General features: G+C 50.8%; 18 protein-coding genes and 1 pseudogene. 6 read left to right on the forward strand and 13 right to left on the reverse strand.

Translation table 11 applies throughout. The features are described from left to right. Nucleotides 1-152: 152 nt before the first annotated feature. Both ilvN and ilvB read right to left on the reverse strand, forming a co-directional pair. Nucleotides 153-641, reverse strand: coding sequence for an acetolactate synthase small subunit (gene ilvN, locus HYD27_RS22130; RefSeq protein ID WP_219218724.1), 489 nt, complete (start codon nt 639-641; stop codon nt 153-155). Further along, nucleotides 638-2,386, reverse strand: a complete 1,749-nt coding sequence (gene ilvB, locus HYD27_RS22135) for a biosynthetic-type acetolactate synthase large subunit (protein WP_219218725.1) — start codon at nt 2,384-2,386, stop codon at nt 638-640. Before ilvB ends, ilvN begins: the two co-directional genes overlap by 4 nt. 589 nt (nt 2,387-2,975) lie before the next feature. Here ilvB and HYD27_RS22140 point away from each other — a divergent pair. Further along, on the forward strand, nt 2,976-3,437 hold the full coding sequence (locus tag HYD27_RS22140) for a GNAT family N-acetyltransferase (protein WP_219218782.1): 462 nt from the start codon (nt 2,976-2,978) through the stop codon (nt 3,435-3,437). Here HYD27_RS22140 and HYD27_RS22145 read toward each other — a convergent pair. The 5 genes from HYD27_RS22145 to HYD27_RS22165 form a co-directional block, all read right to left on the reverse strand. After that, nucleotides 3,434-3,769: a hypothetical protein gene (locus HYD27_RS22145; protein WP_219218726.1), complete on the reverse strand. Its 336-nt coding sequence runs from the start codon at nt 3,767-3,769 to the stop codon at nt 3,434-3,436. The two genes, HYD27_RS22140 and HYD27_RS22145, sit on opposite strands and share 4 nt — an antisense overlap. A gap of 1,280 nt (nt 3,770-5,049) precedes the next feature. Continuing rightward, nucleotides 5,050-6,000 carry an ABC transporter permease gene (locus HYD27_RS22150; RefSeq protein ID WP_219218728.1) on the reverse strand — a complete coding sequence of 317 codons (951 nt, stop codon included), beginning with the start codon at nt 5,998-6,000 and terminating at the stop codon, nt 5,050-5,052. Next, nucleotides 6,001-7,077 (reverse strand): ABC transporter permease, encoded by a 1,077-nt coding sequence (locus HYD27_RS22155; RefSeq protein WP_219218730.1) that lies wholly within the window; start codon nt 7,075-7,077, stop codon nt 6,001-6,003. Then, the gene (locus tag HYD27_RS22160; protein ID WP_219218732.1) at nt 7,070-8,608 is read right to left on the reverse strand and encodes an ABC transporter ATP-binding protein; all 1,539 of its coding nucleotides are present in this window, start codon (nt 8,606-8,608) and stop codon (nt 7,070-7,072) included. Before HYD27_RS22160 ends, HYD27_RS22155 begins: the two co-directional genes overlap by 8 nt. A 177-nt stretch (nt 8,609-8,785) precedes the next feature. Continuing rightward, entirely contained in the window at nt 8,786-9,859 is a 1,074-nt protein-coding gene (locus HYD27_RS22165) for a BMP family lipoprotein (RefSeq protein ID WP_219218733.1), read from the reverse strand. A gap of 306 nt (nt 9,860-10,165) precedes the next feature. On the opposite strand from HYD27_RS22165, the gene HYD27_RS22170 reads away from it, so the two are divergent. Then, entirely contained in the window at nt 10,166-10,708 is a 543-nt protein-coding gene (locus tag HYD27_RS22170) for an acyl-CoA thioesterase (RefSeq protein ID WP_219218735.1), read from the forward strand. A gap of 120 nt (nt 10,709-10,828) precedes the next feature. Here HYD27_RS22170 and rplT read toward each other — a convergent pair whose 3' ends face one another. The 4 genes from rplT to HYD27_RS22190 form a co-directional block, all read right to left on the reverse strand. Then, on the reverse strand, nt 10,829-11,188 hold the full coding sequence (rplT, locus tag HYD27_RS22175) for a 50S ribosomal protein L20 (RefSeq protein ID WP_038587257.1): 360 nt from the start codon (nt 11,186-11,188) through the stop codon (nt 10,829-10,831). Between the two features lie 32 nt (nt 11,189-11,220). Continuing rightward, the gene (gene rpmI, locus HYD27_RS22180) at nt 11,221-11,421 is read right to left on the reverse strand and encodes a 50S ribosomal protein L35 (RefSeq protein WP_019912828.1); all 201 of its coding nucleotides are present in this window, start codon (nt 11,419-11,421) and stop codon (nt 11,221-11,223) included. Nucleotides 11,422-11,478: 57 nt separating this feature from the next. After that, nucleotides 11,479-11,976, reverse strand: coding sequence for a translation initiation factor IF-3 (gene infC, locus HYD27_RS22185; protein WP_020427376.1), 498 nt, complete (start codon nt 11,974-11,976; stop codon nt 11,479-11,481). Nucleotides 11,977-12,264: 288 nt separating this feature from the next. Then, nucleotides 12,265-13,506, reverse strand: a complete 1,242-nt coding sequence (locus HYD27_RS22190) for a glycosyltransferase family 2 protein (RefSeq protein WP_219218738.1) — start codon at nt 13,504-13,506, stop codon at nt 12,265-12,267. A 407-nt stretch (nt 13,507-13,913) separates the two neighbouring features. Here HYD27_RS22190 and HYD27_RS22195 point away from each other — a divergent pair, with 407 nt between their 5' ends. Both HYD27_RS22195 and HYD27_RS22200 read left to right on the forward strand, forming a co-directional pair. Beyond that, the gene (locus HYD27_RS22195; RefSeq protein WP_219218739.1) at nt 13,914-14,441 is read left to right on the forward strand and encodes a phosphatase PAP2 family protein; all 528 of its coding nucleotides are present in this window, start codon (nt 13,914-13,916) and stop codon (nt 14,439-14,441) included. Between the two features lie 55 nt (nt 14,442-14,496). Next, nucleotides 14,497-15,612 carry an MGDG synthase family glycosyltransferase gene (locus tag HYD27_RS22200; protein WP_219218740.1) on the forward strand — a complete coding sequence of 372 codons (1,116 nt, stop codon included), beginning with the start codon at nt 14,497-14,499 and terminating at the stop codon, nt 15,610-15,612. A 94-nt stretch (nt 15,613-15,706) separates the two neighbouring features. Here the strand turns inward: HYD27_RS22200 and trmB are convergent, their stop codons facing one another. Next, nucleotides 15,707-16,423: a tRNA (guanosine(46)-N7)-methyltransferase TrmB gene (trmB, locus tag HYD27_RS22205; RefSeq protein WP_219218741.1), complete on the reverse strand. Its 717-nt coding sequence runs from the start codon at nt 16,421-16,423 to the stop codon at nt 15,707-15,709. 426 nt (nt 16,424-16,849) lie between these two features. Here trmB and HYD27_RS22210 point away from each other — a divergent pair, with 426 nt between their 5' ends. After that, on the forward strand, nt 16,850-17,035 hold the full coding sequence (locus HYD27_RS22210; protein WP_219218742.1) for a hypothetical protein: 186 nt from the start codon (nt 16,850-16,852) through the stop codon (nt 17,033-17,035). A gap of 570 nt (nt 17,036-17,605) precedes the next feature. Next, nucleotides 17,606-18,906, forward strand: a pseudogene (locus HYD27_RS22215) (IS1380 family transposase). 319 nt (nt 18,907-19,225) lie between these two features. On the opposite strand, the gene HYD27_RS22220 reads toward HYD27_RS22215, so the two are convergent. Further along, nucleotides 19,226-19,408, reverse strand: coding sequence for a hypothetical protein (locus HYD27_RS22220; protein WP_219218743.1), 183 nt, complete (start codon nt 19,406-19,408; stop codon nt 19,226-19,228). Nucleotides 19,409-19,516 lie beyond the last annotated feature (108 nt).

Genomic DNA, 19,516 nt, shown 5'->3' on the forward strand with positions numbered 1-19,516 from the left:
AAGACTGGATCGGCTGCTCTTCAAGCCCCCGCTCTTTCGCGGGAAAAGCCTTACCATCATCTTATCAGATTAATGCAAACAAGCAGCAATCCGTTAAAGCTGCAAGTGGAAACAACTTAGCCGGCCTCCTAAAGAGGCGGCTTCCGTAACAATCAGGCATTTCCCCGAATCATTGCCGTAACGCCCGTGCGGCTCAGCTCTTTGATGCCGTAAGGCTTGAGCAGCTCAATCATGGCATCAATCTTCCGGGTATCTCCAACCACCTGCACCAGCAGGGTTGTTGTGCCGATATCCACTACAGACGCGCGGAAGGTCTCGACAACGCCCATAATTTCCGGCCGCTCGGCCGGGTCCGCTTTGACCTTGATCAGGGCCAGCTCACGCGCAACCATGGGCTTGGAGCCAAGATCCACTACCTTGATCACATCAATCAGCTTGTAGAGCTGCTTCTCAATCTGCTCAAGGGTGTGCTGGTCGCCCAGCGTAACAATCACCATGCGGGACAATCCGGCTTCTTCGGACTGCCCGACGGTGATGCTCTCAATATTGAAGCCCCGGCGGCCGAACAGGCCCGATACCCGCTGCAGCACACCCGGCTGGTCATTCACAAGCACAGCAATCGTATGCCTCATCACTGTCATTCATCCCCCATCAGCATTTGATCGATGGTTGACCCTTGAGTTACCATCGGGTAGACATTCTCGTCCTTAGGAACAACGAATTCTACCAGAACGGGTCCCGGCGTTTCCAGTGCTTCCTTCCACGCAGCGCCTGCTTCTTCCTTGTTCGTTGCCCGAAGTCCTTTTACCCCGTACGCTTCAGCCAGCTTCACAAAATCCGGACTGCCCGCGAGGTCAGTATAGCTGTAGCGCTTCTCATAGATAAGGTTCTGCCACTGGCGGACCATCCCCAGAACCTGGTTGTTGATTACGACAATTTTGACCGGGATGTTGTTAATCGCACAAATCGCCAGCTCCTGTGAACACATCTGCATGCCGCCGTCGCCGTTAATGGAGACAACCAGCCGTTCCGGTTGCGCCATTTGCGCTCCGATAGCTGACGGGAACCCGAAGCCCATCGTTCCCAGGCCCCCCGAAGTGATCCATGAGCGCGGATGATTGAACTTATAATATTGCGCGGCCCACATCTGATGCTGTCCTACATCCGTAGTCACAATCGCTTCGCCCCTGGTGGTGTCGTTGATCATCTGAATCACCCACTGCGGCTTCAGCTCGGTGTCAGAATCGTTATAGCGCAGCGGATAGCTCAGCTTCCACTCGGCAATCTGCGTTCTCCAGGCATCGGCGTTGGCCGCACGGCCCACTTCAGGGATCAGCAATTGCAGTACCGTCTTCACATCTCCGACGATCGGAATATCAGGCGATACATTTTTGCCGATTTCCGCCGGATCGATATCGATATGAACGATTTTCGCTTTTGGGGCAAAGCCGTCCAGCTTGCCGGTCACACGGTCATCAAACCGGGCGCCGATATTAATCAGCAGATCACATTGCTGAATGGCATTGTTGGCCGTGTATGTCCCGTGCATGCCGGGCATTCCCATCCACAGCTCTTCCGCACTTGGATAACAGCCCAGCCCAAGCAAGGTTGTCGTGATTGGAATCTCCGTACGCTTCACGAATTCGTACATGGCTTCGTGGGCTCCGGAGTAGATAACGCCCCCGCCGGCAATAATGATCGGGCGTTCCGCCGCCGAGATGGCACGGATCAGCTTATCCAGCTGGAGCTTGTTCGGAACCGTACGCGGATTGTAGCCGCGGAGATTAACGCCTTGCTGTTTCACCGGACTATACAAAGTCTTGGCAGCCGATACGTCCTTCGGGATATCGATCAATACCGGACCTTTGCGGCCGGTGTTGGCGATATGGAAGGCTTCATGAATAATGCGCGGAAGATCCTCAACATCGCGCACCAGGTAGCTGTGCTTCGTAATCGGCATCGTAATGCCTGTAATATCCGCTTCCTGAAAGGCATCGGTTCCAATCAGGCTGGAAAAGACATTGCCGGTAATGACCACCAGTGGAACGGAGTCCATAAAGGCGGTGGCAATGCCGGTTACCAGGTTCGTAGCCCCCGGCCCCGAGGTGGCAATGCATACCCCTGCTTTGCCGCTGGCTCTGGCATAACCGTCAGCCGCATGAATCGCACCCTGCTCATGGCGTGTCAGGATATGCTTGAAATCGGTGAAGCCATGAAGAGCATCGTAGATATATAATACTGCACCCCCCGGATATCCGAAGACGGTATCTACCCCTTCCATTACAAGGCTGCGCAGCAGCACTTCGGAACCCGTAATCACCTCGGGATTTTTCCATTTATCACGTAACTGCTCTATAGACTGCGCTTCCGGTATTTGTGCGCTCATCAGTAATCCTCCCTTCGATAGTTAACATTCATTATGAAAATGACAGACCGTCGTTTATGCAGCTGTTAAGGTTCCGGGCAACAAAAAAACCTTCCGCCTCCCACGCGCAGAAGAGAAGCGCGTGAGGGACGAAAGGTTGTTCTTCCGTGGTACCACCCATGTTTGCATTGCATCTCGCGATGCAACGCCTTATCAGGTAACAAAAATCCATCGATGTAGGCAGGGCCCAAATCTTTGTAACCTGAAGTCCCTAACGCGGACCATACGATTCCCCCTAATAATTCCACAGCTCTTGCCTGTGGACCTTTCAGGGAAACAGCTCCGAGGTGAGCTCGTATATAAGGGATTCTGGTGGAGGTTGCAGCAATTCCTCTCACTCTCTGAACAAAAGAGCCCTTAAAACTTCGTCCTCATCATTGCCGATACATGTATATTCGTTAAAATGTTTAGACACATTATATGATTCCTCACACGGTTAGTCAATACCCATCTTTTCTGCAATCGTCACAAAACGTTGTTCTAACCCTGCCGGAACGCCCACACCCCTGCCGGCATATGATGTACGACAATGCGTGAAGGGAGCGCTTATATGATTCGTTACCGCAGGCCCAGGCAGGATGACGCCGTCATTCTTGACTTGATCGAAAAACAGCTGGTTCCATTATCGCATCTTCCGCAGACCGTAATCAGCCAGGTCAGAAAAGATCTGCCCCGGCGTCTGGGTCAAGGAGTCACCCTTGTGGCTTGTCCGGATTATGAGAGCGATCCGCTGGGATTTGTACACTTTATGCTGCATGGAGATTTGCTGTACATTGACATGCTGGCCATAGCCCCTGCCGCGAGGCGCAAACGCTGGGGAAATATGCTCATGGACAGAGCGGAGCGGTTTGCACTATCACGCGGGTGTCAGCGGGCCAAGGTTTCTGTGGATACCGGCAATGCGCCGGGCATTTCCTTTTATCAAAAATTGGGCTACAGCGTAGCCCGTTACCAGCCGCAAAATTTCTGCTATGAATTTGAAAAGCCTTTGGCCAGCAGATTCAGAGCTTAAAAGAATCCGATGGGCGGAACACCGTAACCGGGTCCATACCCGGGTCCATATCCAGGTCCGTAGCCGCCGTAAGGTCCGGGGCCATAGCCGTAACCTCCGCCATATCCTCCGCCATATCCGTAAGGAGCCGTGCCTATGGCCAGCAGGTCGAACAGCACCAGCGGGATCAACGCCTTCGTTTGCACTTTTTTACCGCTGATCCGTTGTAAAACCAGACGGTTGCCCGAAACACGCAGCAGCTTGCCCATTACTTTGGTGCCATCCTTTTTCACCGCGACAATATTTTTGCCTACCAGCTTCATCACTTGCTTTTTCGTTACCGGCTGTGCCATATTATCCCTCCTAAAAGTTGTATAGCCGCTCAAATAAATAACTCAATAAAACCCAATGCCATCTGCGTTAAGGTTTCATCTTCACAACAGTCTATTCGAGTGTGCCGCAGTTCGCCTGTACACCTGTCCCGGCCGGTATCAAGCAGTGCTGCAGCACAAAGCGGCTATGCCTTCCCTGAAAACACACCTACATTAAGATGAACCTGAAACACATTAATCAAAGGGGCAGCCATTTTAGTGGTAAAAAGTATAACTAAGGCAGCACATTCCGATCCTGGATCATCCCTAGTGGGAAAAAGTACAACTAATCCGGCTGAAATCAGCCGTATGGGGGGAGCGGGCCTCTATTAAGTGTACAAAATCCCACTAAAGTCCGTTAATGCCAGAATTCCAGCCCATTAGTGTTACTTTTTACACTTCGCTTCCGTCCCCTATGAACCTCCTTGCGTTTCATCAGCGTTTTCAGGTTCGCCGGTTCCATTCCTATACATTCAATTACCTTTTTGGCTCAACACCAAAATCAGCGGTTGACGAGGTGAATGAAGTCCGCTGCGGGTTCAGAGGGTTCTTCCGATCCCGCTGCTAAAGCCCGGTTTCCTGATTGGTATACGATTACTGGTTGAGACCGGTCTTTAAAGGCGAACACTATCGTTTCTCCGAAATTCCTCTGACCCTCCGCTGTGTCCGCACTTAGTGCCGGCCCCTAATTTTAGATTAAGCCAGCTTTTTCACACGATACCTTTAAGACCTTTCCGTCCATTTAAGTGTACTAATTCTTGCGAATTCCACTTTACTCCACTCCACTTCACGTCCCTGACCCGGTAGCGGCCTCGGTTGGACCCGCTCTATTCCCGCTTCCTCCTGCAAAACATAGAACCCTCAGACTCCGCACGGCTCAGCAGACTCCGCACCATTCAACAAACTCAGCACGACCCAGCAACTCAGCAAACTCCGCACCATTCAGCACGATTAAGACGCATTATAATTTTGCCCTAACTTCATACCTGCCTTATCCACAATTGACGAGAAGCATAATTTCCCAAACGACAAAATAACCCCACAAAGTGGGGCCTTGGCTTCGATGATGACTCAGGTACTTTGCGGGGACCCCAAAACATATACATTCTTATCTTTCAAGCAGAAACGGCTACGCCGTCCTTATTAGGGACGAGGCGTTTCAGCGAGCATATAAATTCTTATCTTTGCACAAAAACGCATTTCCGGTCTTATCCGGAAATGCGTTTTTTAATCAATCTATGGCAGCGGCTAATAAGCCAAGATTAACGTTTGCCTGGGTCATAGGGTTCGCCCAGTGCCTTCGGAGACGAAGAACGGCCAACCGCGCTAACCAGAACAATGATGGTCAGCACATAAGGAATCATGAAGATAAACTCCTGCGGAATGCTCTTGGACCATTCAAACAATTGAACATAATTGCGGATCGCTTGGGACAAGCCGAAGAATACGGCAGCGCCGAAAGCGCCAAGCGGATTCCATTTCCCGAAGATCATTGCCGCAATGGCGATAAAGCCCTGGCCGGAAATGGTGTTATGCGCAAAAGTTCCTGTGGTTGTAAGTGTGATGGTGGCTCCGCCAACACCGGCCAGCAGCCCGCTGAGCATTACACCGATATATCTCATGCGGTTAACGTTGACGCCAAGAGTGTCCGCCGCGCTTGGATGCTCACCGACCGCGCGCAGACGGAGTCCAAACGGCGTCTTGAAGAGCACAAAATAAATCACAATAACCAATATAATCGCAAGATAAGTCGTCGGGTAGGAATTGAATATCCCCTCACCGATAACCGGAATCTTGGAGAGTCCGGGTATGGCTACTTTGCTGAAGCCATCCAGCAGCGGAGTTTCGCCGGCTCCGTCAAAGATCAGCTTCACGACATAAAGCGTGCTGCCTGCGGCCAGAAAGTTAATGACCGTACCACTGATGGTCTGATCCGCCTTGAAGGTAATCGACGCCACAGCATGAATCAGCGCGCCAAGCACGCCTACTGCCATAGCACACAGTACCCCCACCCATGGAGCCCACTCGCCCATGCCGGCATCCTGGGCATAGTATCCGCCGACGGCTGCAGCAAAAGCGCCAAACATCATCAAGCCTTCAAGTCCAATGTTTACGACACCGGAGCGTTCAGAGAAGATGCCGCCGAGGGCGGCAAAGATCAGCGCTGTGGAAAAGACAAGCGTTGTATTGAGCAGTTGGCCTAATACTTCCATCTATAACACCTTCTCTTTCTTGCGCTTGAAGTAAAACGGCTTAAGCACCCAGCGCACAATCCCCTGTGCCGCAATGAAGAAAATAATCGAACCGATAACAATCCGGATGAGCTCAGGAGGCACATCCGCTCCAAAGCTCATGCCTGCGGAACCGTAGGTCAGCGTACCATAGAGAATAGCGGCCAAAATCACACCGAGCGGATGAGTCAAGCCCAGCAATGCAACGGCGATACCGTCAAAGCCATAGCCCGGAGATGCCGCAAACACAGACTGATAGTGGAATACGCCAAGCACTTCCCCTGCTCCTGCCAGACCGGCAAATACACCGCTGATGAACATGGCCTTGATCACGTTGCGGCCCACATTCATTCCTGCGTATTCCGCAGCATGCGGATTCAGACCGACAGCGCGCATTTCATATCCTTGTTTGGTTTTCCACAGGTACACGTAGAAGAACACAGCTGCGGCCAGCGCGATCGCTGTTCCCCAGTGAAGGCGGGCATTATCAAACATCGAATTCAGGAAAGTCATGGAGAGCGAGGCCGGAATATCCTCCGAACGGTTCTGCCCTTGCAGCAGAAGAAATGTTCTGACAATATAATTGGACAGAAAGAGCGCAACCCAGTTAAGCATAATCGTGGTAATAACCTCATTAATCCCGCGTTTTGCCTTCAGGTAACCGGCAATGCCCGCCCAGAGGCCGCCGCAGACTCCGGCGATAACCACAGCGAGCGGCACCAGCACAAAGCTCGGCAGGGTCCCGGCAAGCTTAATGCCGACAACAGAAGCCGCTGTCATGCCGATAAGCACCTGACCGTCCGCGCCAATGTTGAACATTCCTGAACGGAAGGCAAAGGCTACGGCAAGACCTGTGAACATAAGCGGCGTCATCTCGCGGATGGCCTCACCAAAGTCATACGTGCTGCCGAATACACGTTTGAACAGTGCGGAATAGGCGGCAACAGGATCGTATCCGCCAATCAGCATTACGATAGCGCCTACGAGGAAGCCCATCACAATAGCGGCCAATGGAATGATGTAGCTGTCTGTCGCAAATATTTTTTTGAGTCTATACATCCGTCTGGCCTCCCCGCTTCAAGCTTCCCGCCATCATCAGACCCAATTCCTGATCATTCGTATCCTGCGGGAATACTTCACCGACAATCTGACCTTCATAAATAACAGCGATTCTGTCGGACACATTCATAATTTCATCGAGCTCAAAAGAAATCAGCAGGACGGCCTTGCCCTGGTCACGCTGGGCAATCAGCTGCTTCTGCACAAATTCAATCGCACCGACATCGAGTCCGCGCGTAGGCTGGGCCGCAATCAGGAGTGTCGGATTTTTGTCTATTTCCCGCGCAATAATCGCTTTCTGTTGATTGCCGCCCGACAGGGAACGCGCTTTGTTCTCAATTGAAGGCGTGCGCACATCAAACTGCTTAATCAAACCCTCGGCATGCTGATCAATGATTTCTTTGTTCAAGAACCCGTTCTGGTTGTAGGGACTCTTATAGTACGACTCCAGAACCATATTCTCACTGACCGTAAAATCCAGAACCAGACCGTGCTTGTGGCGGTCCTCGGGAATATGGGAGACATTCATTTCAGAAATTTTGCGCGGACTTAAGTTGGCGATCTCTTTCCCGGATACGGTAATTGAACCGGAGTCAATCTTGCGCAGGCCGGTAATGGCCTGGATCAGCTCGCTTTGTCCGTTGCCGTCGACTCCCGCGATGCCGAGAATCTCGCCAGCCTTCACATCAAAGCTGAGGCCATTGAGTACGGCCACCCCATCTTTGCTCCTGCTGCTGACATCCGTCAGCTTGAGTACGCTGGAACCAATATGGGGAGGCTGCTTGTCCACCTTGAAGGTTACGCCGCGTCCAACCATTTTTTCGGCCAGCTCATTGGGATTCGTGCCCGCAGTCTTAACTGTATCGATAACCTTGCCCCGGCGGATGATCGTAACCCGGTCGGAAATCTGCATAATTTCTTTAAGCTTGTGTGTAATCAGGATGATGGACTTGCCCTCTGCGACGAGCCGCTTCATAATCGCCATCAGTTCCGTAATTTCCTGCGGCGTAAGCACAGCGGTAGGCTCGTCGAATATAAGTATATCCGCCCCGCGGTACAGGGTTTTCATAATCTCTACCCTTTGCTGCATGCCGACCGAGATGTCATGAATCTTGGCATTCGGATTAACTTGAAGGCCATACTGCTCCGATAGCTTGCGAACCTGCTCCGCAGCGGATTTATAGTCGATTTTAAGACCTTTCTTCGGCTCCATGCCCAGAACGATGTTCTCGGTTACCGTAAAAGGCTCTACAAGCTTGAAATGCTGGTGAACCATCCCTATGCCAAGCTCAATCGCTTTATTGGGGTTATCGATAACAACCGGTTTCCCGTCGATTTCGATGCTGCCTTCATCGGGCTGATACAGTCCGAATACGATATTCATCAAGGTGGATTTGCCTGCCCCGTTCTCACCAAGCAGCGCATGAATCTCTCCTTTTTCGAGCGTCAGACTGATAGAGTCGTTCGCGACGATACCCGGAAAGCGTTTTGTGATTTGCTTCAACTCTACGACAGGAGCCGCAGCACTCATGGAATCACCCTCATCACCAGAATATATAATTGCCTTCTAGACACGGCTGTACCGCCCTCTGAAGGACGGTACCGCTGTGTTAACCTGCATGATGCATGTCGTTAACAAGGGACAAGGCCGGCTCAATAACCGGCCTTGTCCCTTGTCTATTATTGTAAAGCAAGAAACGTCAATTCATTATTCGGAAGGAACAGTAATGGTTCCGTCAATGATTTGCTTGCTGTATTCGTCAACTTTAGCCAGGATTTCAGCGGATACGTTGGCCTTGGAAGTCTCAGGAAGACCTACGCCGTTGTCTTTCAGACTCAGAACAGTTGTCGTTCCGCCCTGGAATGTTCCGTCAACCACCTGTTGGGAAACCTTCTTAACCGCTTCGTCAACACGTTTGATCATGGAAGTCAGAGTTACATCGTCGCCAAATTCCAGGGACTGGTCTTTGTCTACGCCGATTACCCATACTTTGGCGCCGCCTGCTTTGTTACGGGACTTAGCTTCGTTGAAAACACCGTTGCCGGTTGCGCCGGCTGCAGGGAAGATAATGTCATTTCCGTCATTGTAGAGGGTAGCAGCCAAGGATTTACCAGTATCAGGCTTATCATAAGCACCTGCATAAGTAATGGTTACTGTTGCATTCGGGTTAACAGCTTCTACGCCTGCCTTGAAGCCGACTTCAAAACGTTTGATTACAGGGCTTTCCATACCGCCGATGAAGCCTACTTTGTTGGTTTTGGTAGTCAGACCTGCAACTACACCCACCAGGAAGGAGCCTTCGTTCTCGGCAAAAGTAACGGATTCAACGTTAGGCGCTTCTACCACACTGTCGATGATTGCGAGGTTGGCATCCGGATTCTCGGTAGCAACCTTCAAAACAGCATCGCCAAGGTCAAAACCGATACCCCAAGTCAGGCTGTAGCCGCCTTTAACGAATTGGTTCAGGTTTGGCTCGTAATCTGCATTCGATTTACTTTGCAGATATTTGATTTCAACTCCGGCTTCTTTGTTAAGAGCTTCAAGAGCTTCCCAGGCAGATTGGTTAAACGATTTGTCGTTTACGCCGCCTACGTCGGTAACGAGACCGATCTTCACGTCAGCTTTTGGAGCATCGGTTGGAGCTTCTGTCGGTGCGTTGGTTGCTGCACCGGAGTTAGTGGCTGCCGCGTTGCCGGAATTGTTGTTATTGTTTCCGCAACCTGCCAGAATGACAGTGAATGCAAGCAGCATAACCAGTGATAGTTGGTATAGCTTTTTCATTGAATATGATCCCCCTTAAGAAATTGGATGCCTTCTGTGTTCTGCTTGGACATACCATTAGATCAAATTATAACTGGTAAAAAACCTAAAATCCAGCCTATTAATGACCTCAGGTCAATAAAAATTTGCATTTTTCTGCAAGAAACCGTTTACCATCACACAACATGTCAATAAATCGTTCGGATGATGTTAGAATTCCTTTGATTTCCAGTCAGGCCTTAGGCGCATTACAATTATTATTGCACAGTTATTGGTTTTCTATTATCATGTATGTTTACATATTGTATGAAAAGGGAGTACTGAAAAATGGATGATCAAAATCAACCCCAAGCCGCGCCGGACTTCAAATACTGCCGGGAATCCCGCGTGTTCAAAACAGGCCGCGTATTCCCGAACGATGTGAATAATCACATGACTCTGTTCGGCGGCAAGCTGATGAGCACTATTGATGAAGTGGCATCCATCTCTGCGATGCGCCATTGCCGCACCAATGTGGTAACCGCCTCTGCGGACTCCGTAGACTTCCTCCTGCCCATCAGACCCACAGATTCCGTCTGCTTCGAATCCTTCGTCTCTTGGACAGGCAGAACCAGTATAGAGGTATTTGTCAAGATCATATCGGAAAACCTGTACACCGGCGAACGCGCTGTTGCCGCCACTTCCTTCCTTACCTTTGTAGCCGTGCATGAAGACGGCACTCCGGCACAGGTACCGGCGATCATCGCCGAAACCGATGAAGAAAAGCTCATCAGCGCTTCCGCAGATCAGCGTTCCGAACTGCGCAAGATCAGAAGAACAAGCAGCAAGCTGCTGGCATCCCAACTGAGCACGACGAAGTACTGGGAATAGCAAGGTCCCTAAAGCGGAAGCCTGGCACAGTTCCCGTCACGCATATCGTGTGCAGGGCCAAAAAAAAGCACCGTCACACGGGATACCCCGCAGGCGGTGCTTTTCGGTTACATCCGATACTTAAGCGTTGATCTTTTCTTTGGCTACTACAGCCAGTGAGTTGAATGCGTTAAGGTCGTTCACTGCCAGGTCAGCCAGCATCTTGCGGTTCACTTCTACACCAGCCAGCTTCAGGCCGAATACAAGCTTGCTGTAGGACAAACCGTTCAAACGGGCTGCCGCATTGATACGAACGATCCACAGTCTGCGGAAGTTGCGCTTAGTCTGACGACGGTCACGGTATGCATATACCATCGATTTCATTACCTGCTCATTGGCAGTTTTGAAAATGCGGTGTTTGGAACCGAAATAACCTTTTGCCAGCTTCAATACTTTTTTATGTCTACGACGAACTACAAATCCGCCTTTAACTCTTGCCATATTAATAAACCTCCCAAAAATGTGTGATAAAACTATTTCAAATTAGCGAGTCCTTGTTTCAAGCGTCTTACATCCCCGGGGGCCATAACCGGATTGCCGTTCAATACGCGCTTTGCGCGTTTGGATTTATGGGAAAGCAAGTGGTTCTTGTGAGCTTTGTAGCGCAGTACTTTGCCGGATCCGGTGATCTTGAAACGGCCTTTCAGACTGCTGTGGGTTTTCATTTTAGGCATGGTGTTTCCTCCTTGAATATTATGCGGCGCCAAATTGCTGAGCAAGTGGCTCCAAATTTATTGGGCTTTGGGAGCCAGGATCATAATCATGCTGCGTCCTTCCAGCTTCGGCTGGCGCTCCACAACAGAGATATCTTCCACTTCGCTCTTTACACGTTCCAAAATTTTCTGGCCGATGCTGGCATGGGTAATTTCACGTCCGCGGAAACGCACGGAGCACTTCACTTTGTCGCCTTCACCCAGAAACTTGATAACATTGCGGAACTTCGTCTGATAATCATGTTCCTCGATGTTCGCACGGAACCAGACTTCCTTGATATCCACGATCTTCTGGTTCTTGCGCGCTTCCTTCTCTTTCTTCTGTGTTTCATAACGGAACTTGCCGTAATCCATGATGCGGCATACCGGCGGTTTCGCCTGCGGTGCTACGTTGACTAAATCCAGATTAAGATCAATCGCCATCTGCAACGCTTCACGGATCGGCTTGATGCCAATTTGCTCGCCTTCCGCTCCAACCAACCGGACCTCTTTGGCCCGAATTTCATCATTGATCATATGTTCCTTACTGATAATACTCCACCTCCGGATCTACTTGGGAAATCAGTTCTGCGGTTCTCCATAAAAAAGGGGCGCCGGCAACTCCCGACACCCCGTTTGATCAACGTTCATGAATTATAACATCCATAAAGCATTGAGATCAAAACCAGCTGGCTTAGGCCAGTCAGGTGAGAAGCCGGTGCTTCTGCTTGCAATCCCTATGTTTTGCATACTTGAATACTATACATCACAGCACAAGCTGTGTCAATAGCTGCAACTGCACTTTTCCCAAAGAATCATTGGCTTTTAAGAAACCTGCTTGCTCTGGACTTCCTCAAGCCGCACGACACGCGTATGCTTGGTATGGCTCCATTGCTTGTTGTTCTGCGTAAAAAACGCATAGAACGTGATCGGATACCATGAGATCAGGTAGATCGGGAAGACCAGCAAATAGAGATAAACCTTCTTGAACTTGACCTTCTCCAGCGCCATTGCCAGCAGAAAGGTCAGGACATTGGCCCCAATCGCGAAATAGCTGAGCCACAGCGGGAGCTTGCCATATATGTTGGCAATATGCGGACCTCCGAACATGGAGTTGTCAATCCATATGACAGCCGTCATCAGGAAGGTCAGCAGCACGATGTAGACATTGGCGCCATACAGGGCAAGGTCAAGCTTTGTAAGGCTGCGCTCTTTGATGCTCTGCCACAGCAAAGGAAAGAAATATCGGCGGGCTACCGTAAAATGCCCCTGCATCCAGCGCAGCCGCTGTCTTGAGGAAGCCTTGAAGGTCAGCGGCTTCTCGTCAAAAACCTTGGCATCGTAGTTGAACCTTGGGTAGACGCCTTTGGAGGCGCTCCGCATCGTAAATTCCAAATCCTCTACCAGGCTTGTCGCTCCCCAGCCCATTTCCTTCAGCAGATGGGTCTCGAAGCACATGCCCGTTCCGCCAAGGAAGTTGGCCATTTTCAGATTGTGGCGCGACAGCTGCCACAGCCGGTTAATGTACCAGTATGACACGCCGTAAGCGGCGGTGATCCAGGAATCCTCCGGATTCTTCGTATCGATGTAGCCTTGAATGACCCGGGCCCCTGTACAGAGATCCTTGTTCATCTCCATCAGAAATTCAGTGTGCGCGAGGTTGTCGGCATCGAACATGACCACGGCGTCGTACTGCCGCGGCATGGCCCACAGCTCCTTCAGCATCCATTCGATGGCATAGCCTTTGCCGCGCAGGTTGGTGTTGGTGCGGACGCAGGCATTCATGCCGTGCTCCCTTACAATCCTTGCCGTACCATCCGTACAGTTGTCGCAGATGACAAATACATCGTACAGTTCCTGGGGATAATTAAGCTGTTTCAAATTCTCCATCAGCGCCCCGACGACTTCTTCCTCGTTGTGTGCGGCAACCAGTACGGCAAATGATTTTTGCGGAGCAAACTGCGCCTTGTCCTTTTGCTTGTGCAGTCCGAATAATGAAAACACAAACTGATAGACTGCAATTGCCGCCAAGATCACTTGGAGCGTAACAAACAGTGCGTCTGTCATGACCTTTTGATGCCCCCTTTTTCACTCTTGATGTTCTTTTGTTTTTTTCTCTCTGTAGCTTTGTTAACGTTCCTTCAGACCCTTTTGTTGCATCCCTTACGTAAGACCAAGTGTTTCCTTTTTCGCGAAGGCAGGCTTGGCTGTATGTTTATAGCGTTAAAAGGTTATCCGGATTCCGCTGTTGCGGCTCCTCTTTTCTCTGTTACCTTTTAAACGCGTTCCGCCTGCTTGAATCATTGTACGGCTTAAGGTGCCGCCAAGTCAAAACTGGCAATTTCCGAGTTTAACCGAGCTTTTCCTTGAAATGGACTGCCTTAAAAAAGTATGATAAAGACAGCTTTATGGCATAGACCGGTTTGCTGCAGCTGCGCCAATTATCTTCAGCCGGACTATCGGAGGGACAAGATATGAGACATTTATTTATGAAATTGCATCTCTTGGAGCGGCGCCTGTTCAAGTGGATCAACGGACGATTGCACAACCCTTTTTTGAACTTCTGGCTTTTTTATCTTACCCATCTGGGCGGCGCCACCTGCGCCATCGGCATCAATCTGCTGATCTGGGCGCTGTCGCCCCAGCCTTGGAGAACTGCAGGGCTGCAGGCGCTGGCCGCCCTGGCTGTCAGCCATCTGCCCGTTGCCGTGGCCAAGAAGCTATACCCGCGGATGCGGCCGTATCTGGCGCTTCCGGGAACGAATACGTTCCATAATCCGTTAAAGGATCATTCGTTCCCTTCAGGCCATACTACAGCTATCTTCGCTTCTACGGTTCCTTATATGGCGTCCTTCCCTGCCCTGACCGCCATATTGCTGCCGCTGGCCTGCATTGTCGGATTTTCCCGGATTTATCTCGGGCTGCATTATCCGTCAGATGTATTTGCAGGTGCGGTAATAGGTACCGGAGTCGCAGCAGGTACGATCGCCCTATGGTTCTAAAGCCTGCGGATACTTAAGCCGCGAATCCTATTCACGAAAACAGGTGGACTATACATTGCGCAAAAAAAGAATATTATTGCTGTCGGAAGGTTTTGGCGCAGGGCATACGCAAGCAGCTTACGCGCTGTCGAGCAGCCTGCGCAAATTGTCGCCTGATGTGCAAACGAAGGTGCTGGAGCTAGGGAGCTTTCTGAACCCCAAGATGGCACCTCTGATTGTATCGGCATACCGCAAGACGGTAACCTCCCAGCCCAGGCTGATGGGGTATGTGTACCGTCACCAGAAATCATTCAATCGTCTTACCACACTTGCCCTGCACCGCATATTTTATACACATACACAAAATATTGTGAAGCAGCTTAGACCGGACATTATCGTCTGCACCCACTTCATTCCCAGTGCCGTAGTCTCCCGCCTGAAACGGGTGGACCCGGCCTTCAAGGCTCCGCTGGTAACGGTTATAACCGATTACGACGCCCACGCCACCTGGATCAGCCCTGAAGTGGACCGCTATCTGGTCTCTACTCCGGAGGTCAAAGCCAAGCTCCGCTGCCGCAGTGTAGCCGCAGCAAAAATCCGGGTCACCGGCATGCCGGTCCATCCGAGCTTCTGGGAGCACCCGGGCAAAGAGGATATCCTGAGGCAGTTCGGCCTTCAGAATATGCCAACGGTCCTTGTGATGGGCGGCGGCTGGGGCTTGATGAACGACGAGGTCGTAAGCGGAGCCTTGGCCGGCTGGCGGGACAAGGTGCAGCTTATTTTTTGCCTTGGCAAAAACGAGAAGCTGCTGCGCGGAATGCAGGAAAACCCGCTCTACAGACACCCCAACATCTCCTTGACCGGCTTCACCCGTGATATTGACAAGCTGATGGAAATTTCCGATCTGCTGGTCACCAAGCCGGGAGGAATGACCTGCAGTGAGGGGCTGGCCAAAGGGATCCCCATGCTCTTTTACGATCCTCTGCCCGGTCAGGAAGAAGAAAATTGCCGCTACTTCACGGCCGCAGGGCTGGGCGAGCCCATTTCTTCGCTTCAGGTGGTTGAAGGCTGGATGGAAAGGCTGCTGAACCGCTATGACGAGGTGCAGGCCAAACGGCAAAGGCATCTGGAGGAAATCGCCCGCTTTCATCCCCTGCAAAGTGCCCAGAGCATTATTGATATGCTGGAATAGCACCGGCTAGAACGCAGCCCATCCGCCCTTTAAAATGAGAAACCAAAAGGCAGCCCGGGATATCTCCTTGGGCTGCCTTTTGGCATCTGTGCGGCTACAGGCGGTACTTGTCCAGGCGTGTGGCCTGATAACGCTCCAGCGCCTCCGCGCCGACAATGGCCTCGCAGCGGTGGATGCTGACGCCGCGGCCGAAAAATTTGGTTTCATATTCAGTCATGACATGCTCCTCGTTCATGACGCCGTCCGGATGCAGATCCAGGGATATATTCTTCATTTGCAGTCCATAGTCGGCAAAGGAATTCAATGAGAACTCAAACAGGCTGCGCGAATCCGTCTTCAAGTGGATTTCGCCCAGCGGGCTGAGCAGCCCGCGGTATTTGTCAAGAAAACGCGGATGTGTCAGGCGGCGGCGGGCATGCTTGCTCTTCGGCCACGGATCGCTGAAGTTCAGGTAGATCCGTTCCAGCTCTCCCGGTGCAAACACCTCCTCCGCATAGTTGATGTTGGCGAGCGCCACTTTGAGATTGGGCGGCGTCTCCTGTCCTGCAGGTTCCCAGGCCGCTCTGGCCTTCTCTGCCGCACGGCGGATCAATTCGTCGTACATATCAACGCCGATAAAATTAATACCGGGATATTTGAGGCTCATTTGGCTGATGAACTGACCCTTGCCCATGCCGAATTCCACATGAATGGGATGATCGTTGCCGAACAGTTCCGACCACCGCCCCTTCAGGCTGCGTGGATCGAGGATGACCATATCGGTCTGCCCTTCCAGACTTTCACGTATTCCTTTTCTTCCGCGTAAACGCATAAAGTATTCCTCCGCTTTCTCTTATACAAACACTGTCACTTGCAATATTGTGCCGAACTTGTCCGCAAAAGTAAAGGAATTTCACCAGGAATGCCGCGGCAGCCGTGAAATAATGGACGGGCGGAGCCATGGCATTCTTCAGCTTCACAAAATAACCCCACAAAGTGGGGCCTTGGCTTCGATGGTTACTCGGGTACTTTGCGGGGACCCCAAAACATATAAACCTGAATTTCGAAAGTAAGTATCCACAAATCATCTAAAAAGCTCTACACGAAGGGATTTCTTGCTAAAAACAGCTTGCACCCAGTGGGGAAAGGAAAAAGAGGGTTTATCCCTTGTCCGATCTGGAATGGTTCAATTCACTTTCGAAATTCAGGATAAATTCTTATCTTTCAAGAAAGACGCCTATCGGCGTCCTGTATAAGAATGCTGCCATTTCAGTGGGGAGGAGAAGAATCATTTCGCGCTGATTCCCTCGTCCAGCCGGCTTCGGGCGAATTCAAAGGCACTCCTGCCTTTGATTCCCTCTACCTGCCCGCTGCAGCCAACGCAATCGCGCAGTTTGCTTGGCCGAAGTCCCGATCCATTCTTTCATTTACAGCGCAGCCGTGAAATAACGGATAAGCTTCGCTTCCCCCAAAACATGTAAATTCTGATCTTTCAAGTGGAAACGGTCACTTCATTTTCCCCCAGCCGCTTTTTCACTTGCGTTAGTGGGGATAAGGAGACCTAATCAATCCGTTTCTCCCCCTTGCAGAGGAATACGCCTAAATTTCAGATGAACTTGAACCATTCATCCAAAGGGCAGCCATTTTAGTGGTAAAAAGGATAACAAATCCACCGCCTTCGGAGACTGGATCATCCCTAGTGGGAAAAAGTACAACTAATCCGGCTGAAATCAGCCGTATGGGGGGAGCGGGCCTCCATGAAGTGTACAAAATCCCGCTAAAACCCGTTAAAGCCAGAATTCCAGCCCATTAGTGTTACTTTTTCCACTTCGCTTCCGTTCCCTATGAACCTCCTTGCGTTCCATCAGCTTGTTCAGGTTCGCCGGTTCAATTCAGGATAAATTATCCTGAATTTCGAAAGTAACTTCTCATAAAAAACAAAAAAAGGGCTCAAACCTTTGGTAGAATGGTGTTTGCGAAAACAAAATCACCCAAAGAGAGGAGCACCTTTTAGGTGAAGTCTACCACACCCTTTCATAAAATCAAGACCGAATTTTCATTGCCGCACGCCACGACGGTTGGAGGCAGCAAGATCTTCCTGGACTATCTCGGAAAAATTAAGCTCGGCTCTGCGCTACAGCAGATTTCCGGCACGAAAGCGAAGAATGCGTTGTTTCCCGTGTACCGCATTTGCTGTACCTCATCGTGGGCTGGATTCTGGGAGCTGAACGGCTCTTTCACTTTCGGAAGTGGCAGCAGGATTCGCTCATCCAACGCTTTCTTGGCGGGCCTTGTCCGCATCACTCGCCGCTCTACAAAGAGCTGAATCGGCTGGGCAAGACCAACCCCAACCTGAAAAGGAACCTTCAAAAACTTCAAATCGAACGGATCCGTCCCTGCCTGCCCCCGAGTCTGATTCTCGATTTGGACTCGACCGTGGAGACGGTGTACGGCCATCAGGAGAAGGCAGCCAAAGGCGTCAACTCGCATAAACCCGGACACCCAAGCTTCCATCCTTTGTTGGCTTTTGAAGGACAGTCCCGGATGTGTGTCTATGCGCAGCTGCGCACCGGGAATGTTCATCCCTCCATCAATGCCGGCCCTTTTTTGGAGCAAGCCTTCGAACTGCTGGGAGAGCAGAAGGTGAAGTATGCCCGGATTGACAAAGGCTTTGGCGGCGAAGAGTTCTATGCGCTCTTGGAAAAGCAGAAGATCGGCTATGCCGGCAAAATGAAATGGACAAAACGTCTGGCGGCGGAAGCGGCTAAGTGTCGCGTTTGGAAGCGATACGTGGACGAGGAGTGGATCATTGAAGGCATCGCCCTTTGGTATCAGGCTACGTCTTGGACAACGCCCCGGCGGGTCGCTGTCATCCGCAAAGCAAAAATTGTTCAGGACGACCAGGCCTGCCTGCTCCTGGATACCGATTGGCAGTACGAAGCGATGGTCACCCTTCTCGATTGGGAAGCCACCGATTTGTGGCGCTTTTACAACCAGCGGTGTCGTATGGAGAACTACATCAAGGAAGCCAAGCGCGGGTTTGCCATGGACACAATCGCAACGGGCTCCTTCGAAGCCAATGAAACCGATCTGCTCGTCAAATTGCTGGCATATAACCTGTATGAGCGCTTCAAACGAGATTGCTGCAAACCGGTTCATTCCGGTTATACCATTGCCAGGTTTCGTCTGGAGTTCTTTCACTGTGCAGCGACACTGGTGAGTGACAGTCGAACCACCGTACTCAAACTGACGAAAGAATTTGCCAACCGCTACACCTGGAAACGGATGGAATTCCAAATCGCCCAGCTGGAATGAGGGGTTCAGAATTTAACATGGACATTCAGATGCCCGGTCTTCCGGGGAGGGGGAAACTCTAGGAAGGCAATTCACTTTGGTATATTTTCCTTGTTAATCATCCCTGATTCTTACAGTTTTTCCGCAAGCTTAGTCTCTGGTTTCCTTGTAAATACGCGCTTTCGAAATTCAGGATAAATTCTTATATTTCAAGTGGAAAAGGCTTCGCCGTCCTTCTTTAAAAAAAGGAATTCCCCGCCTGGCCAATCCGGCCGGACGGAGAATTCCTTTTTTGTTGTATTTGGAATTGGGGTCCATTTTTCTTGGTGCAGTTCATAGTCTACCTTGCGGAAGATTTAAAATCAAATGTCTTCTCGAAGGCGCTGCGGATCTTCCGCTGGGCTTCTGTCTTGATCTTGGGATTGCCGTTAAATTCAACGCCCGTAAGCGCAAGCGCTTCGTCGGGAGTCAGCTGCACATCAATGGAGCCTTTTCCTTCGGCATAGGCCGTTTGCGAATTCATCGTGATCACCTCTTGGGTTTATTATTGACCTTGCGACACGAAATTATGAATTCAAGAAATAGAAATTGTGGTTGCTGCAGCGGCTTTTTTACACTTTAAATATAACAT

This window comes from Paenibacillus sp. S150, assembly GCF_019352175.1.
Taxonomy (GTDB): domain Bacteria; phylum Bacillota; class Bacilli; order Paenibacillales; family Paenibacillaceae; genus Paenibacillus_AQ.